Annotated in this window: 14 protein-coding genes and 1 pseudogene; 11 read left to right on the top strand and 4 right to left on the bottom strand. The window is 60.0% G+C overall.

Annotation, left to right across the window (positions count from 1 at the left end; genetic code table 11):
* Nucleotides 1-334 precede the first annotated feature (334 nt).
* Together rpoB and art_RS10140 are read left to right on the top strand one after the other, a co-directional pair.
* Entirely contained in the window at nucleotides 335-3,853 is a 3,519-nt protein-coding gene (gene rpoB, locus art_RS10145; protein ID WP_038464721.1) for a DNA-directed RNA polymerase subunit beta, read from the top strand.
* A 97-nt stretch (nucleotides 3,854-3,950) separates the two neighbouring features.
* Nucleotides 3,951-7,853 carry a DNA-directed RNA polymerase subunit beta' gene (locus tag art_RS10140; protein WP_038464719.1) on the top strand — a complete coding sequence of 1,301 codons (3,903 nt, stop codon included), beginning with the start codon at nucleotides 3,951-3,953 and terminating at the stop codon, nucleotides 7,851-7,853.
* A gap of 184 nt (nucleotides 7,854-8,037) precedes the next feature.
* Here the strand turns inward: art_RS10140 and art_RS10135 are convergent, their stop codons facing one another.
* A complete protein-coding gene (locus art_RS10135; protein WP_038464717.1) occupies nucleotides 8,038-9,036 on the bottom strand; it encodes a patatin-like phospholipase family protein in 999 nt (332 codons plus the stop codon).
* A 354-nt stretch (nucleotides 9,037-9,390) separates the two neighbouring features.
* Here art_RS10135 and rpsL point away from each other — a divergent pair, with 354 nt between their 5' ends.
* The 4 genes from rpsL to tuf all read left to right on the top strand — a co-directional run bounded on the left by rpsL (nucleotide 9,391) and on the right by tuf (nucleotide 13,781).
* The gene (gene rpsL / locus art_RS10130; protein ID WP_038464715.1) at nucleotides 9,391-9,765 is read left to right on the top strand and encodes a 30S ribosomal protein S12; all 375 of its coding nucleotides are present in this window, start codon (nucleotides 9,391-9,393) and stop codon (nucleotides 9,763-9,765) included.
* Between the two features lies 1 nt (nucleotide 9,766).
* On the top strand, nucleotides 9,767-10,237 hold the full coding sequence (gene rpsG / locus art_RS10125; RefSeq protein ID WP_038464713.1) for a 30S ribosomal protein S7: 471 nt from the start codon (nucleotides 9,767-9,769) through the stop codon (nucleotides 10,235-10,237).
* Between the two features lie 75 nt (nucleotides 10,238-10,312).
* On the top strand, nucleotides 10,313-12,427 hold the full coding sequence (gene fusA / locus art_RS10120) for an elongation factor G (protein ID WP_038464711.1): 2,115 nt from the start codon (nucleotides 10,313-10,315) through the stop codon (nucleotides 12,425-12,427).
* A gap of 163 nt (nucleotides 12,428-12,590) precedes the next feature.
* On the top strand, nucleotides 12,591-13,781 hold the full coding sequence (gene tuf / locus art_RS10115; protein ID WP_038464709.1) for an elongation factor Tu: 1,191 nt from the start codon (nucleotides 12,591-12,593) through the stop codon (nucleotides 13,779-13,781).
* Between the two features lie 224 nt (nucleotides 13,782-14,005).
* Here the strand turns inward: tuf and art_RS10110 are convergent, their stop codons facing one another.
* Nucleotides 14,006-14,452: a hypothetical protein gene (locus art_RS10110; protein WP_038464707.1), complete on the bottom strand. Its 447-nt coding sequence runs from the start codon at nucleotides 14,450-14,452 to the stop codon at nucleotides 14,006-14,008.
* A 45-nt stretch (nucleotides 14,453-14,497) separates the two neighbouring features.
* Nucleotides 14,498-16,123 (bottom strand): WXG100 family type VII secretion target, encoded by a 1,626-nt coding sequence (locus art_RS10105; protein ID WP_157875230.1) that lies wholly within the window; start codon nucleotides 16,121-16,123, stop codon nucleotides 14,498-14,500.
* A gap of 162 nt (nucleotides 16,124-16,285) precedes the next feature.
* Between art_RS10105 and art_RS10100 the strand changes: the two genes are divergently transcribed.
* Nucleotides 16,286-16,843: a hypothetical protein gene (locus tag art_RS10100; RefSeq protein ID WP_038464703.1), complete on the top strand. Its 558-nt coding sequence runs from the start codon at nucleotides 16,286-16,288 to the stop codon at nucleotides 16,841-16,843.
* 336 nt (nucleotides 16,844-17,179) lie between these two features.
* Here the strand turns inward: art_RS10100 and art_RS10095 are convergent, their stop codons facing one another.
* Nucleotides 17,180-18,469, bottom strand: a complete 1,290-nt coding sequence (locus art_RS10095) for an MFS transporter (RefSeq protein WP_253901551.1) — start codon at nucleotides 18,467-18,469, stop codon at nucleotides 17,180-17,182.
* 419 nt (nucleotides 18,470-18,888) lie between these two features.
* Here art_RS10095 and rpsJ point away from each other — a divergent pair, with 419 nt between their 5' ends.
* The 4 genes and pseudogenes from rpsJ (at nucleotide 18,889) to rplW (ending at nucleotide 21,014) form a co-directional block, all read left to right on the top strand.
* A complete protein-coding gene (gene rpsJ, locus art_RS10090; RefSeq protein ID WP_038464699.1) occupies nucleotides 18,889-19,197 on the top strand; it encodes a 30S ribosomal protein S10 in 309 nt (102 codons plus the stop codon).
* A 17-nt stretch (nucleotides 19,198-19,214) separates the two neighbouring features.
* Nucleotides 19,215-19,865, top strand: a complete 651-nt coding sequence (gene rplC / locus art_RS10085; RefSeq protein ID WP_038464697.1) for a 50S ribosomal protein L3 — start codon at nucleotides 19,215-19,217, stop codon at nucleotides 19,863-19,865.
* A 4-nt stretch (nucleotides 19,866-19,869) separates the two neighbouring features.
* Nucleotides 19,870-20,463: pseudogene (gene rplD / locus art_RS10080) on the top strand (50S ribosomal protein L4); the annotation flags it as partial.
* Nucleotides 20,464-20,708: 245 nt separating this feature from the next.
* Complete coding sequence (rplW, locus tag art_RS10075) at nucleotides 20,709-21,014, top strand: 50S ribosomal protein L23 (RefSeq protein ID WP_038464693.1); 306 nt, start codon at nucleotides 20,709-20,711, stop codon at nucleotides 21,012-21,014.
* Nucleotides 21,015-21,031: the final 17 nt, after the last annotated feature.

Raw genomic sequence — 21,031 nt, 5'->3', positions numbered from 1 at the left:
TTGGTCTTCAAGAAATTTCTTGAACCGCGCTTTGGCGCGTAATTGCGGGGATCCCACATCAATACTTGCGGTTTTTTGGATCGTGGGGTAGACACGCGAGTACTTAAGCCTGTAGTGTAGTTCTTTGCGTATCCCTCTTAACCTTCAGCCTTCATATAGCGGTGGGCTTTGTCTAGGTCAAGAGCTAAGGACAGCATGCAACACGGAGCAGCTTCTCTGCACCATGATGCACCTTCCAAGGCTTCTTGACCAGCGTTCGTCCGGGTTTGATGACCAGGAGTGAATCGGGTGAGGGTCGTAAGAACAAGCCTGCAGGTCTGTGGAAGGATCCCTCTTGGTCGCCTCGAGCACCTCTAATGTAAATAACGCTGCAACCGCTATCGATTCAAACAGCACTGATGGTGCAAAGAGTCGCCTCTCATTCGCAAAGATTCACGAGCCGCTTGACGTGCCGAATCTGCTTGCCCTCCAGACCGAGAGCTTTGACTGGCTCGTAGGTAACGGGCGCTGGCAGAATCGCATGCAGACGGCCGTGGATGCTGGCGATGACAGTGTGGCCGTCACCTCTGGTCTGTCCGACATCTTCGAAGAAATCTCACCCATCGAGGACTTCCAGGGCACCATGTCCCTGTCCTTCGCGGAGCCGGAATTCTCTGACCCGAAGTTCACCGTTGACGAGTGCAAGGACCGCGACGCAACGTACGCGGCACCGCTGTACGTCAAGGCCGAGTTCATGAACAACTTGACCGGTGAAATCAAGCAACAGACTGTCTTCATGGGCGATTTCCCGCTCATGACCAACAAGGGCACCTTTGTTATCAACGGCACCGAGCGTGTTGTTGTGTCCCAGCTGGTCCGTTCCCCGGGTGCTTACTTTGAGCGCACCGCGGACAAGACCAGTGACAAGGAAATCTTCACTGCCAAGATCATCCCCTCACGTGGTGCATGGTTCGAGCTGGAGATTGACAAGCGCGACCAGGTTGGCGTCCGCCTCGACCGCAAGCGCAAGCAGTCAGTCACCGTGCTGCTGAAGGCCTTGGGTTGGACCGAAGGCCAGATCCTGGAGGAGTTCGGCGAGTTCGACTCCATCCGTGCCACCTTGGAAAAGGATGCCACCACCGGTCGCGAAGATGCACTGCTTGACATCTACCGCAAGCTGCGTCCGGGCGAGCCGCCCACAGTTGACGCCGCCGATGCGCTGCTGAACAACCTGTACTTCAACCCCAAGCGTTACGATCTGGCCAAGGTTGGCCGTTACAAGATCAACCGCAAGCTGGGTATTGACCTGCCCTTGAGCGATGAGAACGCTTCGGTCCTGAGCGTGGATGACATTGTCGCCATGATCAAGTACCTGGTTGCCTTGCACGCCGGCCACAAGACCACCAAGGGCCAGCGCGACGGCGCAGAGGTTGATCTGCGGGTAGATGTCGATGACATCGACCACTTTGGCAACCGCCGCATCCGCGCCGTGGGTGAGCTTATCGAGAACCAGGTCCGCACGGGCCTGTCCCGCATGGAGCGCGTTGTTCGCGAGCGTATGACCACGCAGGACGTCGAAGCCATCACGCCGCAGACCCTGATCAACATCCGTCCCGTTGTGGCAGCGATCAAGGAGTTCTTCGGAACGTCCCAGCTCTCGCAGTTCATGGATCAGAACAACCCGCTGGCCGGATTGACGCACAAGCGCCGCCTGTCCGCACTGGGCCCGGGCGGTTTGTCCCGTGACCGTGCAGGCATGGAAGTCCGTGACGTTCACCCGTCGCACTACGGCCGCATGTGCCCCATTGAAACCCCTGAAGGACCCAACATTGGTCTGATCGGTTCCTTGGCGTCCTACGGTCGCATCAACCCCTTCGGCTTCATCGAGACCCCGTACCGTCGGGTCAAGGATGGCGTTGTATCGGATGAGGTTGACTACCTGACTGCCGATGACGAGATGGACGTGGTGATCGCACAGGCCAACGCGCCGCTCGATGCCAACAGCCACTTCGTTGAAGATTCCGTCCTGGTTCGCCAGCGCGGTGGTGGCGGCGAGCCCGTTCTGATCCCGGCCAACGAGGTCGAGTACATGGACGTTTCCCCGCGCCAGATGGTGTCTGTGGCTACCGCCCTGATCCCGTTCCTCGAGCACGACGACGCCAACCGCGCCCTCATGGGTGCGAACATGCAGCGCCAGGCTGTGCCGCTGGTCCAGTCCGAGTCCCCGTTTGTGGGCACCGGCATGGAGCGCGCCACCGCTGTCGACGCCGGTGACGTTGTCATCGCGGCGAAGGCCGGTGTGGTTTCGGAAGTTTCCGCTGACATCGTCGTGATGTTGAACGACGACGGCACGGAAACCAACTACCCGATCGCCAAGTACCAGCGTTCAAACCAGGGGACGGCTTACAACCAGCGTGTCCTGGCCTCCGAAGGCCAGCGCCTGGAAGTTGGCGGCATCATCGCTGACGGTCCGGCAACGGATCTTGGTGAACTGGCCCTGGGTAAGAACCTGTTGGTTGCTTTCATGTCCTGGGAAGGGCACAACTACGAGGATGCCATCATCCTTTCGCAGCGCATTGTTGCCGAAGATGTGCTCTCCTCCATCCACATCGAAGAGCATGAGATCGATGCCCGCGACACCAAGCTTGGTGCCGAGGAGATCACTCGGGACATCCCGAACGTTTCCGAGGAAATCCTTGCCGGTCTCGACGAGCGAGGCATCATCCACATCGGTGCCGAAGTTGAAGCCGGCGACATCCTGGTAGGCAAGGTCACCCCCAAGGGTGAAACCGAGCTGACCCCGGAGGAGCGTCTGCTCCGTGCCATCTTCGGTGAGAAGAGCCGCGAAGTTCGCGACACCTCATTGAAGGTTCCCCACGGCGAGTCCGGCACCGTCATCGGTGTCCGCGTCTTTGACCGCGACTCCGAAGATGACCTGCCCCCCGGTGTGAACCAGCTGGTTCGTGTCTACGTGGCCAACAAGCGCAAGATCACCGATGGTGACAAGCTTGCCGGCCGCCACGGCAACAAGGGTGTTATTTCCAAGATCCTGCCGATCGAAGACATGCCGTTCCTTGCAGACGGCACACCGGTTGACATCGTCCTGAACCCCTTGGGTGTGCCAGGTCGAATGAACGTTGGCCAGGTCCTGGAAATCCACCTCGGTTGGGTTGCCAAGACCGGTTGGAAGGTTGAAGGCGAGCCGGACTGGATCAAGAACCTGCCCAACCTGCCGCGTGAAAGCGGCCAGACCCGTGTTGCCACACCGGTGTTCGATGGTGCCCGTGACGCAGAAATCACAGGCCTGCTCGATTCCACGAACCTGACCCGCGACGGCGAACGCCTGATCGACTCCTCCGGTAAGACCATGTTGTTCGACGGCCGCTCCGGCGAGCCGTTCCCGGACCCGGTCTCCGTTGGCTACATGTACATCTTGAAGCTCCACCACTTGGTGGATGACAAGATCCACGCCCGCTCCACGGGCCCGTACTCCATGATCACCCAGCAGCCCTTGGGCGGTAAGGCCCAGTTCGGTGGCCAGCGCTTCGGTGAGATGGAAGTTTGGGCACTTGAGGCATACGGTGCGGCGTACACGCTGCAGGAATTGCTGACGATCAAGTCCGATGACATCCATGGCCGAGTGAAGGTTTACGAAGCCATCGTCAAGGGCGAGAACATCCCGGAGCCGGGCATCCCGGAATCCTTCAAGGTTCTTATCAAGGAAATGCAGTCGCTGTGCCTGAACGTGGAAGTTCTTTCCACCGATGGCACCACGATTGAGATGCGTGACTCGGATGAAGAAGTCTTCCGGGCCGCGGAAGAGTTGGGCATCGACCTGTCACGGGCCGAACCAAACTCTGTCGAAGAAGTTTAGTAAGGCCCGACGGCGGTAGCCAGCCTGCCGCCGTCGCGCCTGTACTTCCTCCCGTACCCGAAACAGACTTTAGAGAATTAGAGAGAACAGGACCCATATGTCCAGCGAATCCTCCTTCGGCCTCATGCAGATTGGCCTGGCCACCGCGCAAGATATTCGCGACTGGAGCCACGGCGAAGTCAAGAAGCCGGAAACCATCAACTACCGCACCCTCAAGCCGGAAAAAGACGGCCTCTTCTGTGAGAAGATCTTCGGCCCGTCCCGTGACTGGGAGTGCTACTGCGGCAAGTACAAGCGCGTGCGTTTCAAGGGCATCATTTGTGAGCGTTGTGGCGTTGAAGTCACCCGCGCCAAGGTGCGCCGTGAGCGCATGGGCCACATTGAGCTTGCCGCTCCCGTAACCCACATCTGGTACTTCAAGGGCGTCCCCTCGCGCTTGGGCTACCTGCTGGATTTGGCACCGAAGGACCTTGAAAAGGTCATCTACTTCGCCGCCTACATGATCACCAGTGTTGATGACGCTGCCCGTCACGAAGAACTGCCCAACCTCCAGATCGAGCACGACCTGGAAAAGAAGCAGATGGTTGACACCCGCGACAGCGACATCGCCACGATTGCCCGCAACCTTGAAGGCGAGATTGCCCGCCTGGAAGGTGAAGGCGCCAAGGCTGCCGACAAGAAGAAGGCCCGTGACTCTGCGGACCGTCAGATGGCGAACGTACGCAAGCGCGCTGACGCTGACATTGACCGCCTCGAGCAGGTTTGGGACCGTTTCAAGGCGCTGAAGGTTGCCGACCTTGAGGGTGACGAAGCTCTTTACCGCGAATTGCGTGACCGTTACGGCATGTTCTTCGAAGGTGCCATGGGTGCCGAAGCCATCAAGAGCCGTCTTGAGACCTTTGACATGCCCGGCGAGGCCGAGATTCTGCGCGACATCATTGCCAATGGCAAGGGCCAGCGCAAGACCCGTGCACTGAAGCGGTTGAAGGTTGTCAACGCGTTCCTGACAACCAACAACAGCCCTCTGGGCATGGTTCTGGACGCCGTCCCGGTGATCCCGCCGGAACTGCGCCCCATGGTTCAGCTCGACGGTGGCCGCTTCGCCACCTCGGACTTGAACGACCTGTACCGTCGCGTGATCAACCGCAACAACCGTCTCAAGCGCCTGCTTGATCTGGGTGCTCCGGAGATCATCGTCAACAACGAAAAGCGCATGCTGCAGGAAGCTGTTGACTCGCTCTTCGACAACGGCCGCCGCGGCCGTCCTGTCACCGGTCCGGGTAACCGTCCGTTGAAGTCACTCTCTGACATGCTCAAGGGCAAGCAGGGACGCTTCCGCCAGAACCTCTTGGGCAAGCGCGTTGACTACTCTGGCCGTTCCGTTATTGTTGTTGGCCCGCAGCTGAAGCTGCACCAGTGTGGTCTGCCCAAGCAGATGGCCCTGGAGCTCTTCAAGCCGTTCGTGATGAAGCGCCTAGTTGACCTCAACCACGCACAGAACATCAAGAGCGCCAAGCGCATGGTTGAGCGTTTCCGTCCCCAGGTCTGGGATGTTCTCGAAGAGATCATCACCGAGCACCCGGTACTGCTGAACCGTGCACCAACCCTGCACCGTTTGGGTATCCAGGCGTTTGAGCCCCAGCTTGTTGAAGGCAAGGCCATCCAGCTTCACCCGCTGGTTTGTGGTGCCTTCAACGCTGACTTCGACGGTGACCAGATGGCAGTTCACCTGCCGCTGAGCCCCGAAGCCCAGGCTGAGGCACGCATCCTGATGCTGTCCTCGAACAACATCCTGAAGCCGTCTGACGGCCGCCCGGTCACCCTGCCTTCGCAGGATATGATCATCGGTCTGTACCACTTGACCACCAAGCGTGAAGGTTCAGTGGGCGAAGGCCGTGTGTTCTCCACCGCTGCCGAAGCCGTCATGGCGTTCGACGCCGGTGAGTTGCACTTGAACTCACAGGTCAAGATCCGTCTGGAAAACTTCGTTCCCGGTGCCGAGCGCAAGGGTCCGGAAGGCTTCGAAGCCGGCGATTCAGCCATCATCGACACGTCCCTGGGACAGGTGCTCTTCAACGACACCCTGCCCGAGGACTACCCGTGGGTTGAAGCTGTTGCCGACAAGGGCCAGCTTTCGGAGATCGTCAACGACCTTGCCGAGCGCTACCCCAAGGTGGTTGTGGCAGCAACACTGGATAACCTGAAGGATGCCGGTTTCTACTGGGCCACCCGTTCAGGCATTACAGTTGCCATCTCCGACATTGAGGTGCCGGCGGAAAAGCCCGCCATCCTTGAAAGCTACGAGGTCAAGGCCGCCAAGGTCCAGGCCCAGTACGACAAGGGTCTGATTGCTGACGACGAGCGCCGCCAGGAGCTCATCGACATCTGGAACCAGGCAACCAACGAGATCGCCGATGTCATGCGCGAGTCCTTCGCCGCATCCAACACGATCAACCGCATGGTTTCCTCCGGTGCCCGTGGTAACTGGATGCAGGTTCGCCAGATTGCCGGTATCCGTGGCTTGGTGGCTAACCCCAAGGGTGAAATTATTCCTCGCCCGATCAAGTCCTCCTACCGTGAGGGCCTGTCGGTTTTGGAGTACTTCATTGCTACTCACGGTGCCCGTAAGGGTCTGGCCGATACGGCCCTCCGTACGGCTAACTCCGGTTACCTGACGCGTCGTCTGGTTGACGTGTCACAGGATGTCATCGTTCGCGAAGACGACTGTGGCACCGAGCGTGGATTGACACTGCCGATCGCAGTGGTTGATTCCATGGGCGAAATCGTGCTGCACGAAGAGGTTGAGAACAGCGTTTACGCCCGTACCTTGGCTTCTGAGGTAGTGGATGCTTCAGGCAACGTTCTGGCTGCTGCCGGAGACGACGTCGGAGATGTCCTCATTGACAAGCTGTTCGCAGCTGGCATTGAAGAGATCAAGGTTCGGTCGGTGCTCACCTGTGAGTCAACCGTTGGAACATGTGCGCTCTGTTACGGCCGTTCCTTGGCCACCGGCAAGACCGTGGACATTGGTGAGGCCGTGGGCATTATTGCTGCACAGTCCATTGGTGAGCCCGGCACGCAGCTGACCATGCGTACCTTCCACACCGGTGGTGCTGTTTCCGCCAACCGTGGCGAGGACATCACCCAGGGTCTGCCCCGTATCCAGGAGCTCTTCGAAGCACGTACCCCCAAGGGTGTCGCTCCGATCGCAGAAGCTGCCGGTCGCATCAACATTGATGAGTCCGAAAAGACGATGCGTTTGATCCTGACACCGGATGACGGTACGGAAGAGATCGCCTACCCGATCCTGCGACGCGCCCGCCTGCAGGTTGCTGACGGCGAGCACGTTGAAGTTGGCCAGAAGCTCATTGTGGGTGCAGTTGACCCCAAGCAGGTTCTGCGCATCCTCGGCCCGCGCGCCGCTCAGAAGCACCTCGTTGAGGAAGTTCAGCGCGTTTACCGCAGCCAGGGTGTGGGTATCCACGACAAGCACGTCGAGGTTATCGTTCGTCAGATGCTGCGCCGCGTCACGGTCATCGAGTCCGGTGACTCGAAGCTGCTGCCCGGCGAGCTTGCCGAGCGCGGCCGCTTCGAGACGGAAAACCGTCGCGTGGTGTCCGAAGGCAAGAAGCCGGCATCGGGCCGTAACGAGCTCATGGGTATCACCAAGGCTTCCTTGGCCACCGAATCATGGCTCTCCGCCGCATCCTTCCAGGAGACCACCCGCGTTCTGACGCAGGCGGCCATGGAAGGCAAGTCGGACCCGCTGTTGGGTCTGAAGGAGAACGTGATCATCGGTAAGTTGATCCCCGCCGGCACCGGCCTTCCGCGCTACACCAACGTCACGGTGGAGCCCACGGAAGAAGCCAAGGCCAACCTGTTCACCGGTCCGAGCGCCTTCAGCGACTTTGACTACGTGGGCGGCGTGGGAGATTTGGGCAACGAGTTCCGTGCCATCCCCTTGGATGACTACGATCTCGGCACCAACTTCTCCGGCTAGCACTTAGCGCAATAAAGTTCGACGGCGGTGACCCACCTTTCAAAGGTGGGTCACCGCCGTCGAACGTTAACCAAGATCCCTCCTCACCCAAACGGGGAGCCCTGAAGAACGCTCCTGCAGATAAGGGGCGATTTCACTGAACGCTCCTGCAGATAAGGGGCGATTTCGCCGAACGCTCCTGCACTTACGGCTTCATGGAGTAGTCGCCTGCCTTCCACTTGTCCCAGTCCCAGGTGGCCAGGAACTTGTTGCCGCCGGCCAGGCCCAGCCCATACAGGGATTGTTTGTCCCGTGCCGTGAGCCGGAAGTCAGTGGAGCGGTAGTTGGAGGTGTCAACGAAGATGGTTCGTGAGGAGGCTTGCGGATCGCTGATGTACATCCGGTCGTGCGCTCCCATCATGGTGGTCAGCACCGACTTGGCCAGTTCCAGGCTGTTGTTGTCCGGGCTCCAGTCCTGGTTGCGGATGACGGCCTTGCCTGACAGCTTTACGCCGATGGTTGGCCACCGTGCCGGTTTGCCGTCGTGTCTGTCGAAAATGGACATGGGGAAGTTGGAGAGGATGCCGCCGTCGCAGCAGACGATGTGGTTGTGCCCGGTGACCGCAGGACTTGTCGTCATGGTCCGGGGGCGGAAGAAGAAGGGTATGGACGCCGACGCCCTGATGGCGTCGGCCACGGATGCAGTGTCCGGGTCAACGCCCAGCAGCGACTCGTAGTCCCAGGGCAGACGCAGCATCAGGCCGCGGGAGACGTCGGACACTATCACCACCAGTTTGTACCGCCGTGACGGTGGCAGGGCGCTGTTGGGATCGTCCTCTTTCAGGTCGGCCCACGTGTGGACACCCTGGGTGGCAAGGGTTTCCTTGATCCAGCGGTGCATGAAATCACCGGCATACAATCCCCGATGCAGCAACAGGCCCGTGAGCGGGCCCAGGAATGGAACATGGGCCAGGAACCCCTTCTCGTCTTCAAAGAAAGAAAAGTCCAGTTCATCCATGGCCGCCTTGATGTGGGGCACCTGCATGCCGGCCGCCAGGAATCCCGCAACAATGGCACCCGCCGATGTTCCCGCAATCCTGTGGAAGGCATAAGGGTCCTTGAACTCCGCCAGTGCCGCCATGGCTCCCACCAGGGCCGAACCCTTGACACCGCCGCCTTCAAGAACCAAATCTGCATCAGCCATGACGTGCCTCCACTCCGCCCGATACCTCCGAGACTGGGCCACGTGAGCGCCACTGTCAAGGGTTGCGGCTGTGGGGTGAGGAGCCGATTTCCGCGCAAGGCCAAACCCGTGGTAATGTGGTGAGTAATTGTTAGTGTGGCAGTGGATAAGAGCGTCAATTTTCTTCATTTTGGTGAAGGAAGTGGATGCGGGTCCGGGTTGTACGGTTCTTGTACAGCGAATGCCACATTTTTGCATGCCTAGGCGCTGTGAAGTCGCCAAGCCTGCGACTACCAGTAAACGGCTTACCCTCAGCGGCTGAATCATTCCGGCCGGCGGGGCAAGCAACACGATAAAACAACGGAGAACACGAAAGTGCCTACGATTAACCAGCTGGTCCGAAAGGGCCGGACACCCAAGGTCACCAAGACCAAGGCTCCCGCATTGAAGGGCAGCCCCATGCGTCGCGGCGTTTGCACGCGCGTTTACACGACCACACCGAAGAAGCCGAACTCGGCTCTGCGTAAGGTTGCACGTGTGCGCCTCAACGGCGGCGTGGAAGTTACTGCTTACATCCCCGGTGTAGGCCACAACCTCCAGGAGCACTCCATCGTGCTCGTCCGTGGAGGCCGTGTTAAGGACCTTCCCGGTGTTCGTTACAAGATCGTCCGCGGCGCACTGGATACCCAGGGCGTTAAGAACCGCAAGCAGGCACGCAGCCGCTACGGTGCAAAGATGGAGAAGAAGTAATATGCCTCGCAAGGGTCCGGCCCCCAAGCGGCCGCTAGTAGTAGATCCCGTATACGGTTCCCCTTTGGTCACACAGTTGATCAACAAGGTTCTGGTCGACGGCAAGAAGTCAACCGCAGAGCGCATCGTTTACGGTGCACTCGAGGGTGTTCGTGAGAAGACCGGTGCTGATCCCGTAGTCGCCTTGAAGAAGGCCATGGAGAACATCAAGCCGAGCCTTGAGGTCAAGTCCCGCCGTGTTGGTGGCGCCACCTACCAGGTTCCGGTTGAGGTCAAGCCGGGTCGTCAGACCGCACTTGCCCTTCGCTGGTTGGTAGGTTACTCGAAGGCTCGCCGCGAGAAGACCATGACCGAGCGTTTGCGCAACGAAGTTCTGGATGCCTCCAACGGTCTTGGTGCCGCTGTCAAGCGTCGTGAAGATACCCACAAGATGGCAGAGTCCAACAAGGCCTTCGCACATTACCGCTGGTAACTAGAGCCGTGACGAATGCTGGCGGCAACCCCGCCAGCATCTTTCCAGCTCATCACTAGACTAAAGGGAGAAACCGTGGCACAGGACGTGCTTACAGACCTTAACAAGGTCCGCAATATCGGCATCATGGCCCACATTGATGCTGGCAAGACCACTACAACTGAGCGCATCCTGTTCTACACGGGTGTGAACCACAAGCTCGGCGAAACGCACGATGGTGCTTCGACGACTGACTGGATGGAACAGGAAAAGGAACGCGGCATCACCATCACGAGCGCCGCCGTGACCTGCTTCTGGGACAACAACCAGATCAACATCATTGACACCCCTGGCCACGTTGACTTCACGGTCGAGGTTGAGCGCTCACTTCGCGTGCTTGACGGCGCAGTTGCTGTTTTTGACGGCAAGGAAGGCGTGGAGCCGCAGTCTGAGACTGTTTGGCGCCAGGCTGACAAGTACAACGTTCCGCGTATCTGCTTCGTCAACAAGATGGACAAGCTCGGTGCTGACTTCTACTTCACCGTAGACACCATCATCAACCGCTTGGGTGCCAAGCCGTTGATCATGCAGCTGCCCATCGGTGCCGAAAGCGAATTCATCGGCGTCGTTGACCTGCTGACCATGAAGGCCTTCGTTTGGGCCGGCGACTCCAAGGGTGATGTCACCATGGGCGCCAACTACGAAATCCAGGAGATCCCCGCGGATCTGCAGGAAAAGGCAGTAGAGTACCGCGCAGCCCTCGTTGAGGCAGTTGCCGAGGCTTCCGAAGAGCTCATGGAGAAGTACCTCGAAGGCGTCGAGCCTTCAATCGAGGAACTGAAGGCCGGCATCCGCCACCTGACCGTGAACTCCGAGATCTACCCGGTGTTCTGTGGCTCAGCCTTCAAGAACCGCGGCGTGCAGCCCATGCTCGATGCTGTCATCGACTACCTGCCGAACCCGTTGGATGTTGGCGCCATGATTGGCCACGATCCCCGCAACGAGGAAGTTGAGCTCACCCGTGAGCCCAGCGAAGAGTCCCCGTTCTCGGCTCTGTCCTTCAAGATCGCCGCACACCCGTTCTTCGGCCAGTTGAACTTCATCCGCGTGTACTCCGGCAAGGCAACTTCCGGCACACAGCTGCTGAACTCCACCAAGCAGAAGAAGGAACGTCTGGGCAAGCTCTTCCAGATGCACGCCAACAAGGAAATGCCGGTGGATGAAATCCACGCAGGTCACATCTACGCCGTTATCGGCCTCAAGGACACCACTACTGGTGACACCCTGTGTGATCCGGCCAACCCGATCGTGCTCGAGTCGATGACCTTCCCGGATCCTGTGATCTTCGTCGCCATTGAGCCGAAGACCAAGAGTGACCAGGAGAAGCTCTCCACCGCCATTCAGAAGCTCTCCGCTGAGGACCCGACGTTCACCGTCAACCTCAACGAAGACACCGGCCAGACCGAAATTGGTGGCATGGGCGAGCTTCACTTGGACGTCTTGGTTGACCGTATGCGCCGCGAATACAACGTTGAAGCCAACGTTGGCAAGCCGCAGGTTGCCTACCGTGAAACCATCAAGCGCGCCGTCGTCAAGCACGACTACACGCACAAGAAGCAGACCGGTGGTTCAGGTCAGTTCGCCAAGATCCAGATTGCGATTGCGCCGCTGGATACGCACGACGGCGAAATGTACTCGTTCCAGAACAAGGTCACTGGTGGCCGTGTTCCCCGCGAATACATCCCCAGCGTTGACCAGGGCATCCAGTCCGCACTGCCTGACGGCGTGCTGGCCGGCTACCCGATGGTTGGCATCCAGGCCACGCTGCTTGACGGCGCGTCCCACGATGTTGACTCCTCCGAAATGGCCTTCAAGATCGCCGGTCGCATGGCGTTCAAGGAAGCCGCTCGGTTGGCCAACCCGGTTCTGCTTGAACCGCTGATGGAAGTTGAAGTCCGCACCCCTGAGGAATACATGGGTGAAGTTATTGGTGACATCAACTCACGTCGTGGCCAGATGCAGTCCATGGAGGACGCAAGCGGTGTCAAGGTCATCAAGGCTCTTGTTCCCTTGTCCGGCATGTTCGGTTACATCGGCGATCTGCGTTCCAAGACCCAGGGTCGCGCAGTTTACTCGATGAAGTTTGACAGCTACTCTGAGGTTCCGAAGGCAGTAGCCGACGAGATCATCCAGAAGGCTCGCGGCGAATAGGCGCAATTTTGCTTGATGTCTGGGCCGGTTTTTGGCCGGCCCAGACATCAAGTGGCACGAAATTTCTTAAATATCAAAAGCCCCCAGTAGACTTACTTTGGATTTCAGCAGCGAACAGCGCTGTTGGGAGTAAGTCATCTGAAAAACGTTCTAGGAGGACCCCGTGGCGAAGGCAAAGTTCGAGCGGACTAAGCCGCACGTTAACATCGGTACCATTGGTCACGTTGACCATGGTAAGACCACGTTGACGGCTGCCATTTCCAAGGTACTTTACGACAAGTACCCCGATCTCAACGAGGCGCGTGATTTCGCTACTATCGACTCGGCTCCCGAGGAGAAGCAGCGTGGAATCACGATCAACATCTCCCACGTTGAGTACCAGACTGAGAAGCGCCACTACGCACACGTAGACGCTCCCGGTCACGCTGACTACATCAAGAACATGATCACCGGTGCTGCCCAGATGGACGGCGCTATCCTGGTGGTTGCTGCGACTGACGGCCCGATGGCCCAGACTCGCGAGCACGTTCTGTTGGCCCGCCAGGTTGGTGTTCCCTACCTGCTGGTTGCACTGAACAAGTCCGACATGGTTGATGACGAAGAACTCCTCGACTTGGTCGAAATGGAAGTTCGCGAACTCCTCTCCTCACAGGGCTTCGACGGCGACGAGGCACCTGTTGTGCGCGTTTCCGGCCTGAAGGCACTGGAAGGCGACCCCGTATGGGTCAAGTCCGTTGAGGACCTGATGGACGCCGTTGACAACAACGTTCCGGACCCGATCCGCGACAAGGACAAGCCGTTCTTGATGCCGGTTGAAGATGTCTTCACCATCACCGGCCGCGGCACCGTTGTTACGGGCCGCGCCGAGCGTGGAACGCTTCAGATCAACTCTGAGGTCGAGATCGTCGGCATCCGTCCGGTCCAGAAGACCACGGTTACCGGTATCGAAATGTTCCACAAGCAGCTCGACGAGGCTTGGGCCGGCGAGAACTGTGGCCTGCTGCTCCGCGGCATCAAGCGCGAAGACGTAGAGCGTGGCCAGGTTATCGTGAAGCCGGGTTCCATTACCCCGCACACCGATTTCGAAGCCAACGTCTACATCCTGGCCAAGGACGAAGGCGGGCGTCACAACCCGTTCTACTCCAACTACCGCCCGCAGTTCTACTTCCGCACCACGGATGTTACCGGCGTCATCACCCTGCCTGAGGGCACGGAAATGGTTATGCCTGGCGACAACACCGAAATGTCAGTCGTGCTGATTCAGCCGATCGCCATGGAAGAGGGCCTCGGCTTCGCTATCCGCGAAGGCGGCCGCACCGTTGGTTCAGGTCGTGTCACCAAGATCCTCAAGTAGTCTTTAGACATACTTGTAGTTCTTTAGGAGGGTCCCAGCTTCGGCTGGGGCCCTTCTTTGCTTTAATGTTCGACGGCGGGGCTCGCCTCCCAGCCAAGCGGACGCCGGGTGCGGCCAGAGCGGGCGCCGGGGACTCGCCGTCGTGCCCCACCGGTTCCACAATCTGCCGAGGTGTGAGATCACGCCCTGTGCCCTGCTCCCCGCGGTTCACTCCACAACGCCGGCTAGCTTGTTGGCTCCAGCCCGTCCACGAGTTCCTGTACGAGGGCAACGTCCAGGGGCTGGCCCGCATTGACGGTCAGCAGTGTGATGCCGGCAAAGATCCCGTCGCCCAGCAGGGTGCCGATGAGTGTTGCCCGGCGTGGCACGTCTTCGGCGTCCCTGAAGGCCACAGAATAGGCGAAGCCTTGTTTGCCGGCGCCGGTGACGGAGCCCTGCATCTCCTCCACGGCGCCAAATTCGGTGACGTAGAAGTTAGCCATGTTTTCCGTCCAGGCAATAATGTCTGCCAGGTTCGTGGCGGCCGTGTCATCGCGAACAAGGGAAACCAGGTCTCCGTTGCTCAGGCTGAATTGCCGGCTGTGCGGACCTGCACTTGACTCCTCCAGGGCGCGGGCCCCGTCGCGCAGGGAAATGCTGATTCCGAGTCCGGTATCGAATTGAATGCTCAAGGTTATGGCCTTTCAGTTTCTGGGGCAGCAGGTGGTGTGTGCAGGCTAATGCCCTGGTTCGTAGCGGTCTTGGCCCTGGATAGCCTGGAAGCTGTCGTCGTAGGGAGCCTTGTGGGCTGTTCCGGCGTTGACAATGACTTCGCTCGATCCGCCCACCGTCAGTTTGGCCACGCCGGAGTCGAAGTCCACTAGGTTGCTCTCGTTCGACACCACGGAGTTGGCTTGCACGGTGACCGCGGAGGCGTGCACGATCTGCTGCATGTCGGCGGCTGCACCGGCTTGGTTGCCCGTGGCCACATTGCCCAGATAGCTCTCCATCAGGTGTTGGTTCTCCGGTGTAATGAACAACTCTAATTGTGCCGTCCCTTGGATGCCTGCCTTTGACTCCGTGCTGATGCCTTCGGTGGGGATACCCGGGCTCTGCAGCCCCGGCTCTGCAACGTTCGGGTTGTCCTGCAGCTTCGCGGCGCCCTCGAGGGTTCCCTTGCGGTCGAGGGTCATCTTGTTGATGTCGCCCTCCGCGTCCATGGACAGCGTGATGCCGGCCTCGCCGCTGCCACCAAACTTCAGGCCCTCGCCGAGGTCCAGCTTCCCGCCGAAACTCGCTGTGGCGCTTGCCGAAGAGGTTTCATCCGATAAGTTTCGTTCATAGGCAAAGTCCACTTGTGCCGAGACTGACGTGTCGCTGCTGAGCTTGCCTTCGGCGCCGACGGAGACGGTGCCCTTGGCGCTCATCCACTCTTTAGTGGAACCGTGGTCGTTGGCGGCGTTGTCCAGCCTGTCGTGAATGTACCCGCCAGGATTGCTGATGGCGTCCGAGACTTTTCCGAAGCTGTCCGGGGGAAGGTCGTTGAGCATCTGGTCGCGGGCGGCGAGTGCTTCTTCAAGGCTGTTGAATTTGTAGGTCTTGCTGAGTTCCCCCGTCAGGGTCGCATTTGCCCCGCCCTTGGTGCTCGGAGTGTTGACACCGCCGCCAAGATCGCCGCTGAGCTTCAAGGTCACAGAACCGTCGGCGTTTTGTGTGATCCTGCTTGCTAGGTGGGCACCGCCGTGCACCCAGGCGACCTGGCCGTCCACGCCAATCTTGTCCGTTCTGGTGTACATGGGGATGGAACCCAGCCCACTGGCAACCAGCATCGCGACAGCGGCCTGGAAGGCAATCGGTGGAAGCTTGTCCTCCAAGGAAGCAAGGTAATACGAGTTGGGAACGCCATTTCCGTCCTTGCCGCTAAACAAGGCATCCTGCTGAGCCTTGCTGAGCCCGTTCCACCACGCCAGTACCTCTGCCGCGGTGCGATTCGGCATGTCCTCCAGCTCGTTCTGGAGATCGTCGCCGAGGGGATCCCCATCTTCGGACCCGGTGGAGCCGGGACCGCCAGGGACCCCGCCGCCAACATCGTGGGCTGCTGACGTCTGCTCCTGCTCCCTGGCCTGGGCCACCAACTCCTTGGACGTTCCGGTCAGCAAGTCCCTGACCGTGCCCAGCTGCGGTCGTAGACGAGATGCCCACTCGCTGCGGAAGCGTTCGGCATCCGGGCCGCCCCATCGTGCGTTCATGATCGCCGGGTGGAGCGCCGTGGCGGAGTGGTCCAAAATGGCCGAGGACTCGCCAAAGAGCTTGGACAAGGCCCTGAGCTGCTCGGGGTCGGCGCCAAGCATTTGGTTGTTCATGACTGTCCGTTTCTACGACGCTTGGAATGTCCATGGCATATTCTGCGCTCCGCGCAGCTCAGCGCCAACTGTTCATAGTGAAAGCGTAGAGGATGTGCACAACGTCCCGCGATGGACAGCACTCCCCATGGTGCGAAGCGGACGCGCCGCTAGGCTGGTTCAATGACATTGGACAAGCAGCAGATCCCTGCCGGCACCCTCCGGACCGCATCCATCATCGTCCTGGGTTTTGCGGCCTTGCTCCTGTTGTTTGGCCAGGGCATGTTCCAAACCGGGAGCAGTCCGGTGCAAACTGCGAGGGAGCTGCAGGCTGCCGGACTGCAGGGGACGCTCACGGACGCACGGGTCAACGTGATCCGTGCCGACGACGGCGAGTGGCACGCCATGCATGCAGAACTGGCCTTCACGGGAAGTGACGGTTCGCGGCACACGATGGAGACCGACCACTTTCCCCGCTACTGGCCTCCCATTAATTCCGCGGGCGGCTGGGTTGAGGATTTTCCCACCAAGGCCGAGTTGCTTGGCCAGCCGGTCACATACCGCCTCGGCGACAGTCCCGCCGTCGAACTCGACAGTGAGCTCCCCGCATTGGCAAGTCGCGGCTGGACCTTCCCGAACTACCTGGGGGTGGCGTTGCTGGTCCTCGGCGTTGGTGCGGCCATCGGGGGAACGGTGAGCTTGGTGCGAGCCGTGCGCCGGCTAAACGCAGCGAAGAGCTGACCGGTCCAGTTTGCCAGGCCGCCTGCAGTGGAATGTGCGACGGCGGAGCCGGCCTCCCAGCCAAGCGGGCACCGGGTGCGACAACAGCGGGCGCCGGGACCCGCCGTCGTGCCACCTCCCGGTCCCCAATCTGCCGAGGTGTGAGTTCACGCCCTGCGCCACGCGCTCCCGTTGGCTCGCATACCCGCATCGGGTCCCTCGCGGGTGTGGGCCCGCAACCATCCTTGACGCAGTAGGTGTCGCCGACTCCGCTTTCCAAGTCCGAAATGACAAGGCTGGAATGGATCATCTAGTGCGTCATGGACGTCTAAATGTATATCCGGGGAACGGCGGGGCTTAGCGGACGCCCTTCACCTGGGCTACAGCGATGGCACCGGCCAGGGCTGTGATGCCGGAGACCAGGAACAGCAGCGTGAAATCGCCAACGGCGCTGACAAGGAGCGCCCCGAGCATGGGGGCGAAGGCCTGGGGCACGGTGAGTGCGATGTTCATGATGCCCAGGTCCTTGCCGCGGGAGAGCTGGTCGGGCAGGACCTCGGTGGCCAGGGCCTGGTCGACCGACAGGAAACAGCCGTAGCCCAGACCCAGCAGCCCGGCCGCAACCGTCGCAGCACCCATGGTGGGGGCGAAGGCCAGGATCAGGGCGGCGACAGCCTGCAGTGCGGAGGCGCCGAAGACGAAGGCACGGCGGCGGCCGAGTTTGTCGGAGAGCCGGCCCAGCCACAGAGAGGCGATGATGACAAACACCATGTAGACCAGCGTCAGCAGGATCAGCGAGCCTTCGGCGTCCGGGACCGCCAGCCCGTACATGAGGAAGTACAGCAGCAAGCTGGTGCCAAAGGCGTTGCCGAGATTGACCAGGATGCGGCTCAGCAGGGTCCAGCCGAAGTCGGGGAATTGCCGTGGGCTGATCCACAGCCCCTCAAGCAGTGACCGCCAGGTGAGTGCTGCGATCACACCCGGCGGCAGCACGGCGTCGGGCACCAGAAACAGGAAGGGCAGGCCGAGCAGCACGAGGAGGGCCGCCATGAGTGCATAGCCGCCGAAGGTGCTTAGGCCCAGTGCTGTCACCAGGATCAGGCCGGCGATGATGCCGATGGCCTGCGGAGCCGTGATCCAGCCGGAAACATAGCCCCGCTGGTTGACCGGCACCTGGTCGGAGATCGCCGCCGTCAGTGCCGCGGTCAGCACGCAGAAGAAGGTGCTGGCCGCCACCCAACAGATCCCGATCCCCAGGAGCGAGGACTGCATGCCGAGCACGAGCAGGGATGCGGCGAACCCGGCAGTTCCGGCCGCGATCCACGGGCGACGGCGGCCAAACCGTGAGGTGGTGCGGTCGGACAGCGCCCCGGTGATCGGGTAGGTAACGAGGGCGAAGATGCCGGCGATGCCTGAGATGTAGCCGAAGCCCAGGACGTTTTGCACCCAGTCGCTGGCGTTGAGGAATTTTTCCACCTGTAACGGCAGCAGCAATTGCACGGGCGTCAGCTGGGCAATCCACACACCAAACCAGCTCAGGGCGAAGAAGGAAATCCAGCGTCCGCCCACCCTCCGGGTGGGAACAGCCGCCAGCGAATCCGTGCCTGGGGGAGTGGACACCCCTTCTGGTTCGGTGATCTTACTCACTCCTGTAGCTTCTCACGTCCGTCAAGAGAGGCGTCCCGGGGCGCCGTGGGCAAAAATGTTCGCAAGGCCACACAAGCTGGGATTGGCGTTCAGGGCCGCAATCCGACATACTTATTAAGTTGTTCAAGTGCTTTTTCGTGTCCCGGTCGAGATAATGCTCTTCGCAGGGTCCAAGCTGAAGCCCAAACATAACCCAACCTTCGTACTAATGGTGCGGGTACGTGCGTGATTTATCGCGACACGCCCGACCGCGGGGGTCGGAGCTTCGATGGATTGAGGAACCCGGATTTCATTCGGATTCAGTTCATGGAGGCGTGGCTGTGAATGCCACATTTGAACAGGAAAAGTAAACAGCGTTTACGTCAACAGCATCGCTTACGTTCAGGATGCTTCGTTACAGGAAAGAGAGTCACGACGCCATGGCGGGACAAAAAATCCGCATCCGGCTGAAGTCATATGACCACGAGGTTATTGATGTTTCAGCCCGGAAGATCGTTGAGACGGTCACGCGCGCAGGCGCAACGGTAGTGGGCCCCGTGCCGCTGCCCACCGAGAAGAACATTTACTGTGTAATTCGTTCACCTCACAAGTACAAGGACAGCCGCGAGCACTTTGAAATGCGCACGCACAAGCGTCTGATCGACATCATTGATCCCACGCCCAAGGCAGTTGATTCGCTCATGCGTCTCGACCTGCCGGCCGACGTGAACATCGAAATCAAACTGTAGGGAGGTGCTGAGAAACTATGACCGCGACCCGAAACACTAAGGGCATCCTGGGCACGAAGCTCGGCATGACCCAGGTCTGGGACGAGAACAACTTGCTTGTTCCCGTTACTGTTGTCCAGGCCGACTCCAACGTCATCACCCAGCTGCGCAATGCAGAGGTAGATGGCTATGTAGCGATCCAGATCGGCTACGGCCAGATCGATCCTCGTAAGGTGACCAAGCCCTTGGCTGGCCACTTCGCAAAGGCAGGCGTCACGCCTCGTCGCCACGTCGTCGAGCTGCGCACCGCAGACGCTGACACTTACACCCTCGGTCAGGAGCTCTCCGTTGAGATCTTCGAAGCCGGCCAGAAGGTCGACGTCGTCGGTACTTCAAAGGGTAAGGGCTTCGCCGGTGTCATGAAGCGTCACGGCTTCCATGGCGCCCCGGCCTCTCACGGTGCTCACAAGAACCACCGTAAGCCCGGTTCCATCGGTGGCGCGTCCACCCCTGGCCGCGTTTTCAAGGGTATGCGCATGGCAGGCCGTATGGGTGCCGAGCGCGTAACCACCGTGAACCTGACCGTTCATGGTGTTGACGCCGAGAAGTCGCTGCTGCTGATCAAGGGTGCCGTCCCCGGCGCCCGCGGCCAGGTCGTACTCGTACGCACCGCCGTGAAGGGAGCATAAGTAAATGGCTACTGTAAAAGTTGACCTGCCTGCAGAGATCTTCGACGTACAGACCAACGTGCCCTTGTTGCACCAGGTTGTCGTAGCTCAGCTTGCCGCTGCCCGCCAGGGTACGCACAAGACCAAGACCCGCGCCGAAGTATCCGGTGCAGGCCGCAAGCCGTTCGCACAGAAGGGTACCGGCCGTGCCCGTCAGGGTTCCATCCGCGCCCCTCACATGACCGGCGGTGGCGTTGTCCACGGTCCGACCCCTCGCGATTACAGCCAGCGTACGCCCAAGAAGATGAAGGCTGCAGCCCTGCGCGGCGCCCTCTCTGACCGCGCACGCAACGGCCGTATCCACGTTATTGCTGAACTGGTTGCCGGCACCAAGCCGTCCACCAAGGTTGCAATGGCGACCCTGGCCGCCGTGACCACTCGCAAGAACATGCTTGTTGTCATCGAGCGCGCCAACGACGTTGCCGCACTGAGCGTTCGCAACATCGTCAACCTGCACGTACTGTACGTTGACCAGCTCAACACCTACGACGTGCTCGTTTCCGATGACATTGTCTTCACCCAGGCTGCCTACGAGGTATTCGTCTCGGGCCGCGCTGCTGCCGAGGCTTTCGCTTCCAGCATGCTGGTTATTGAAGATTTCGATGCCGAAGCCGATGCTGCTGTTGAAGGTGCCGAAGGCACCATCAAGGGCAACAAGGACTCCATGAAGTACCACGTGCCTGGTTCACGCTGGTACGAGGCCACTGAGGCCGAAGTTTGGTTTGCAACGGTAGAGGACGCCAAGGCCGCAGGCTTTGTTCCCGCCGGCGGCGAAGCTGCCCAGACCATTAAGGAGGACGGCAAGTGAGCGCCGTTACCATCAAGGATCCGCGCGACGTAGTGCTTGCACCCGTCGTATCGGAAAAGAGCTACGGCTTGATCGATGAAGGCAAATACACCTTCCTGGTCGACCCCCGCTCCAACAAGACCGAGATCAAGCTGGCCGTGGAGAAGATTTTCTCCGTCAAGGTCGACTCGATCAACACCATCAATCGTGCCGGTAAGCGCAAGCGCACCAAGTTCGGATGGGGACAGCGTAAGAACACCAAGCGCGCAATTGTCTCCCTCCGCGAGGGCACGATCGACATCTTCGGCGGTCCGCTTTCATAAGCGGAGACCACTTTAAC

This window comes from Arthrobacter sp. PAMC 25486, from assembly GCF_000785535.1.
Classification (GTDB): domain Bacteria; phylum Actinomycetota; class Actinomycetes; order Actinomycetales; family Micrococcaceae; genus Specibacter.
The sequence above is the reverse complement of the archived record's forward strand: the minus strand, read 5'-3'. Positions and strand labels throughout refer to the sequence as shown.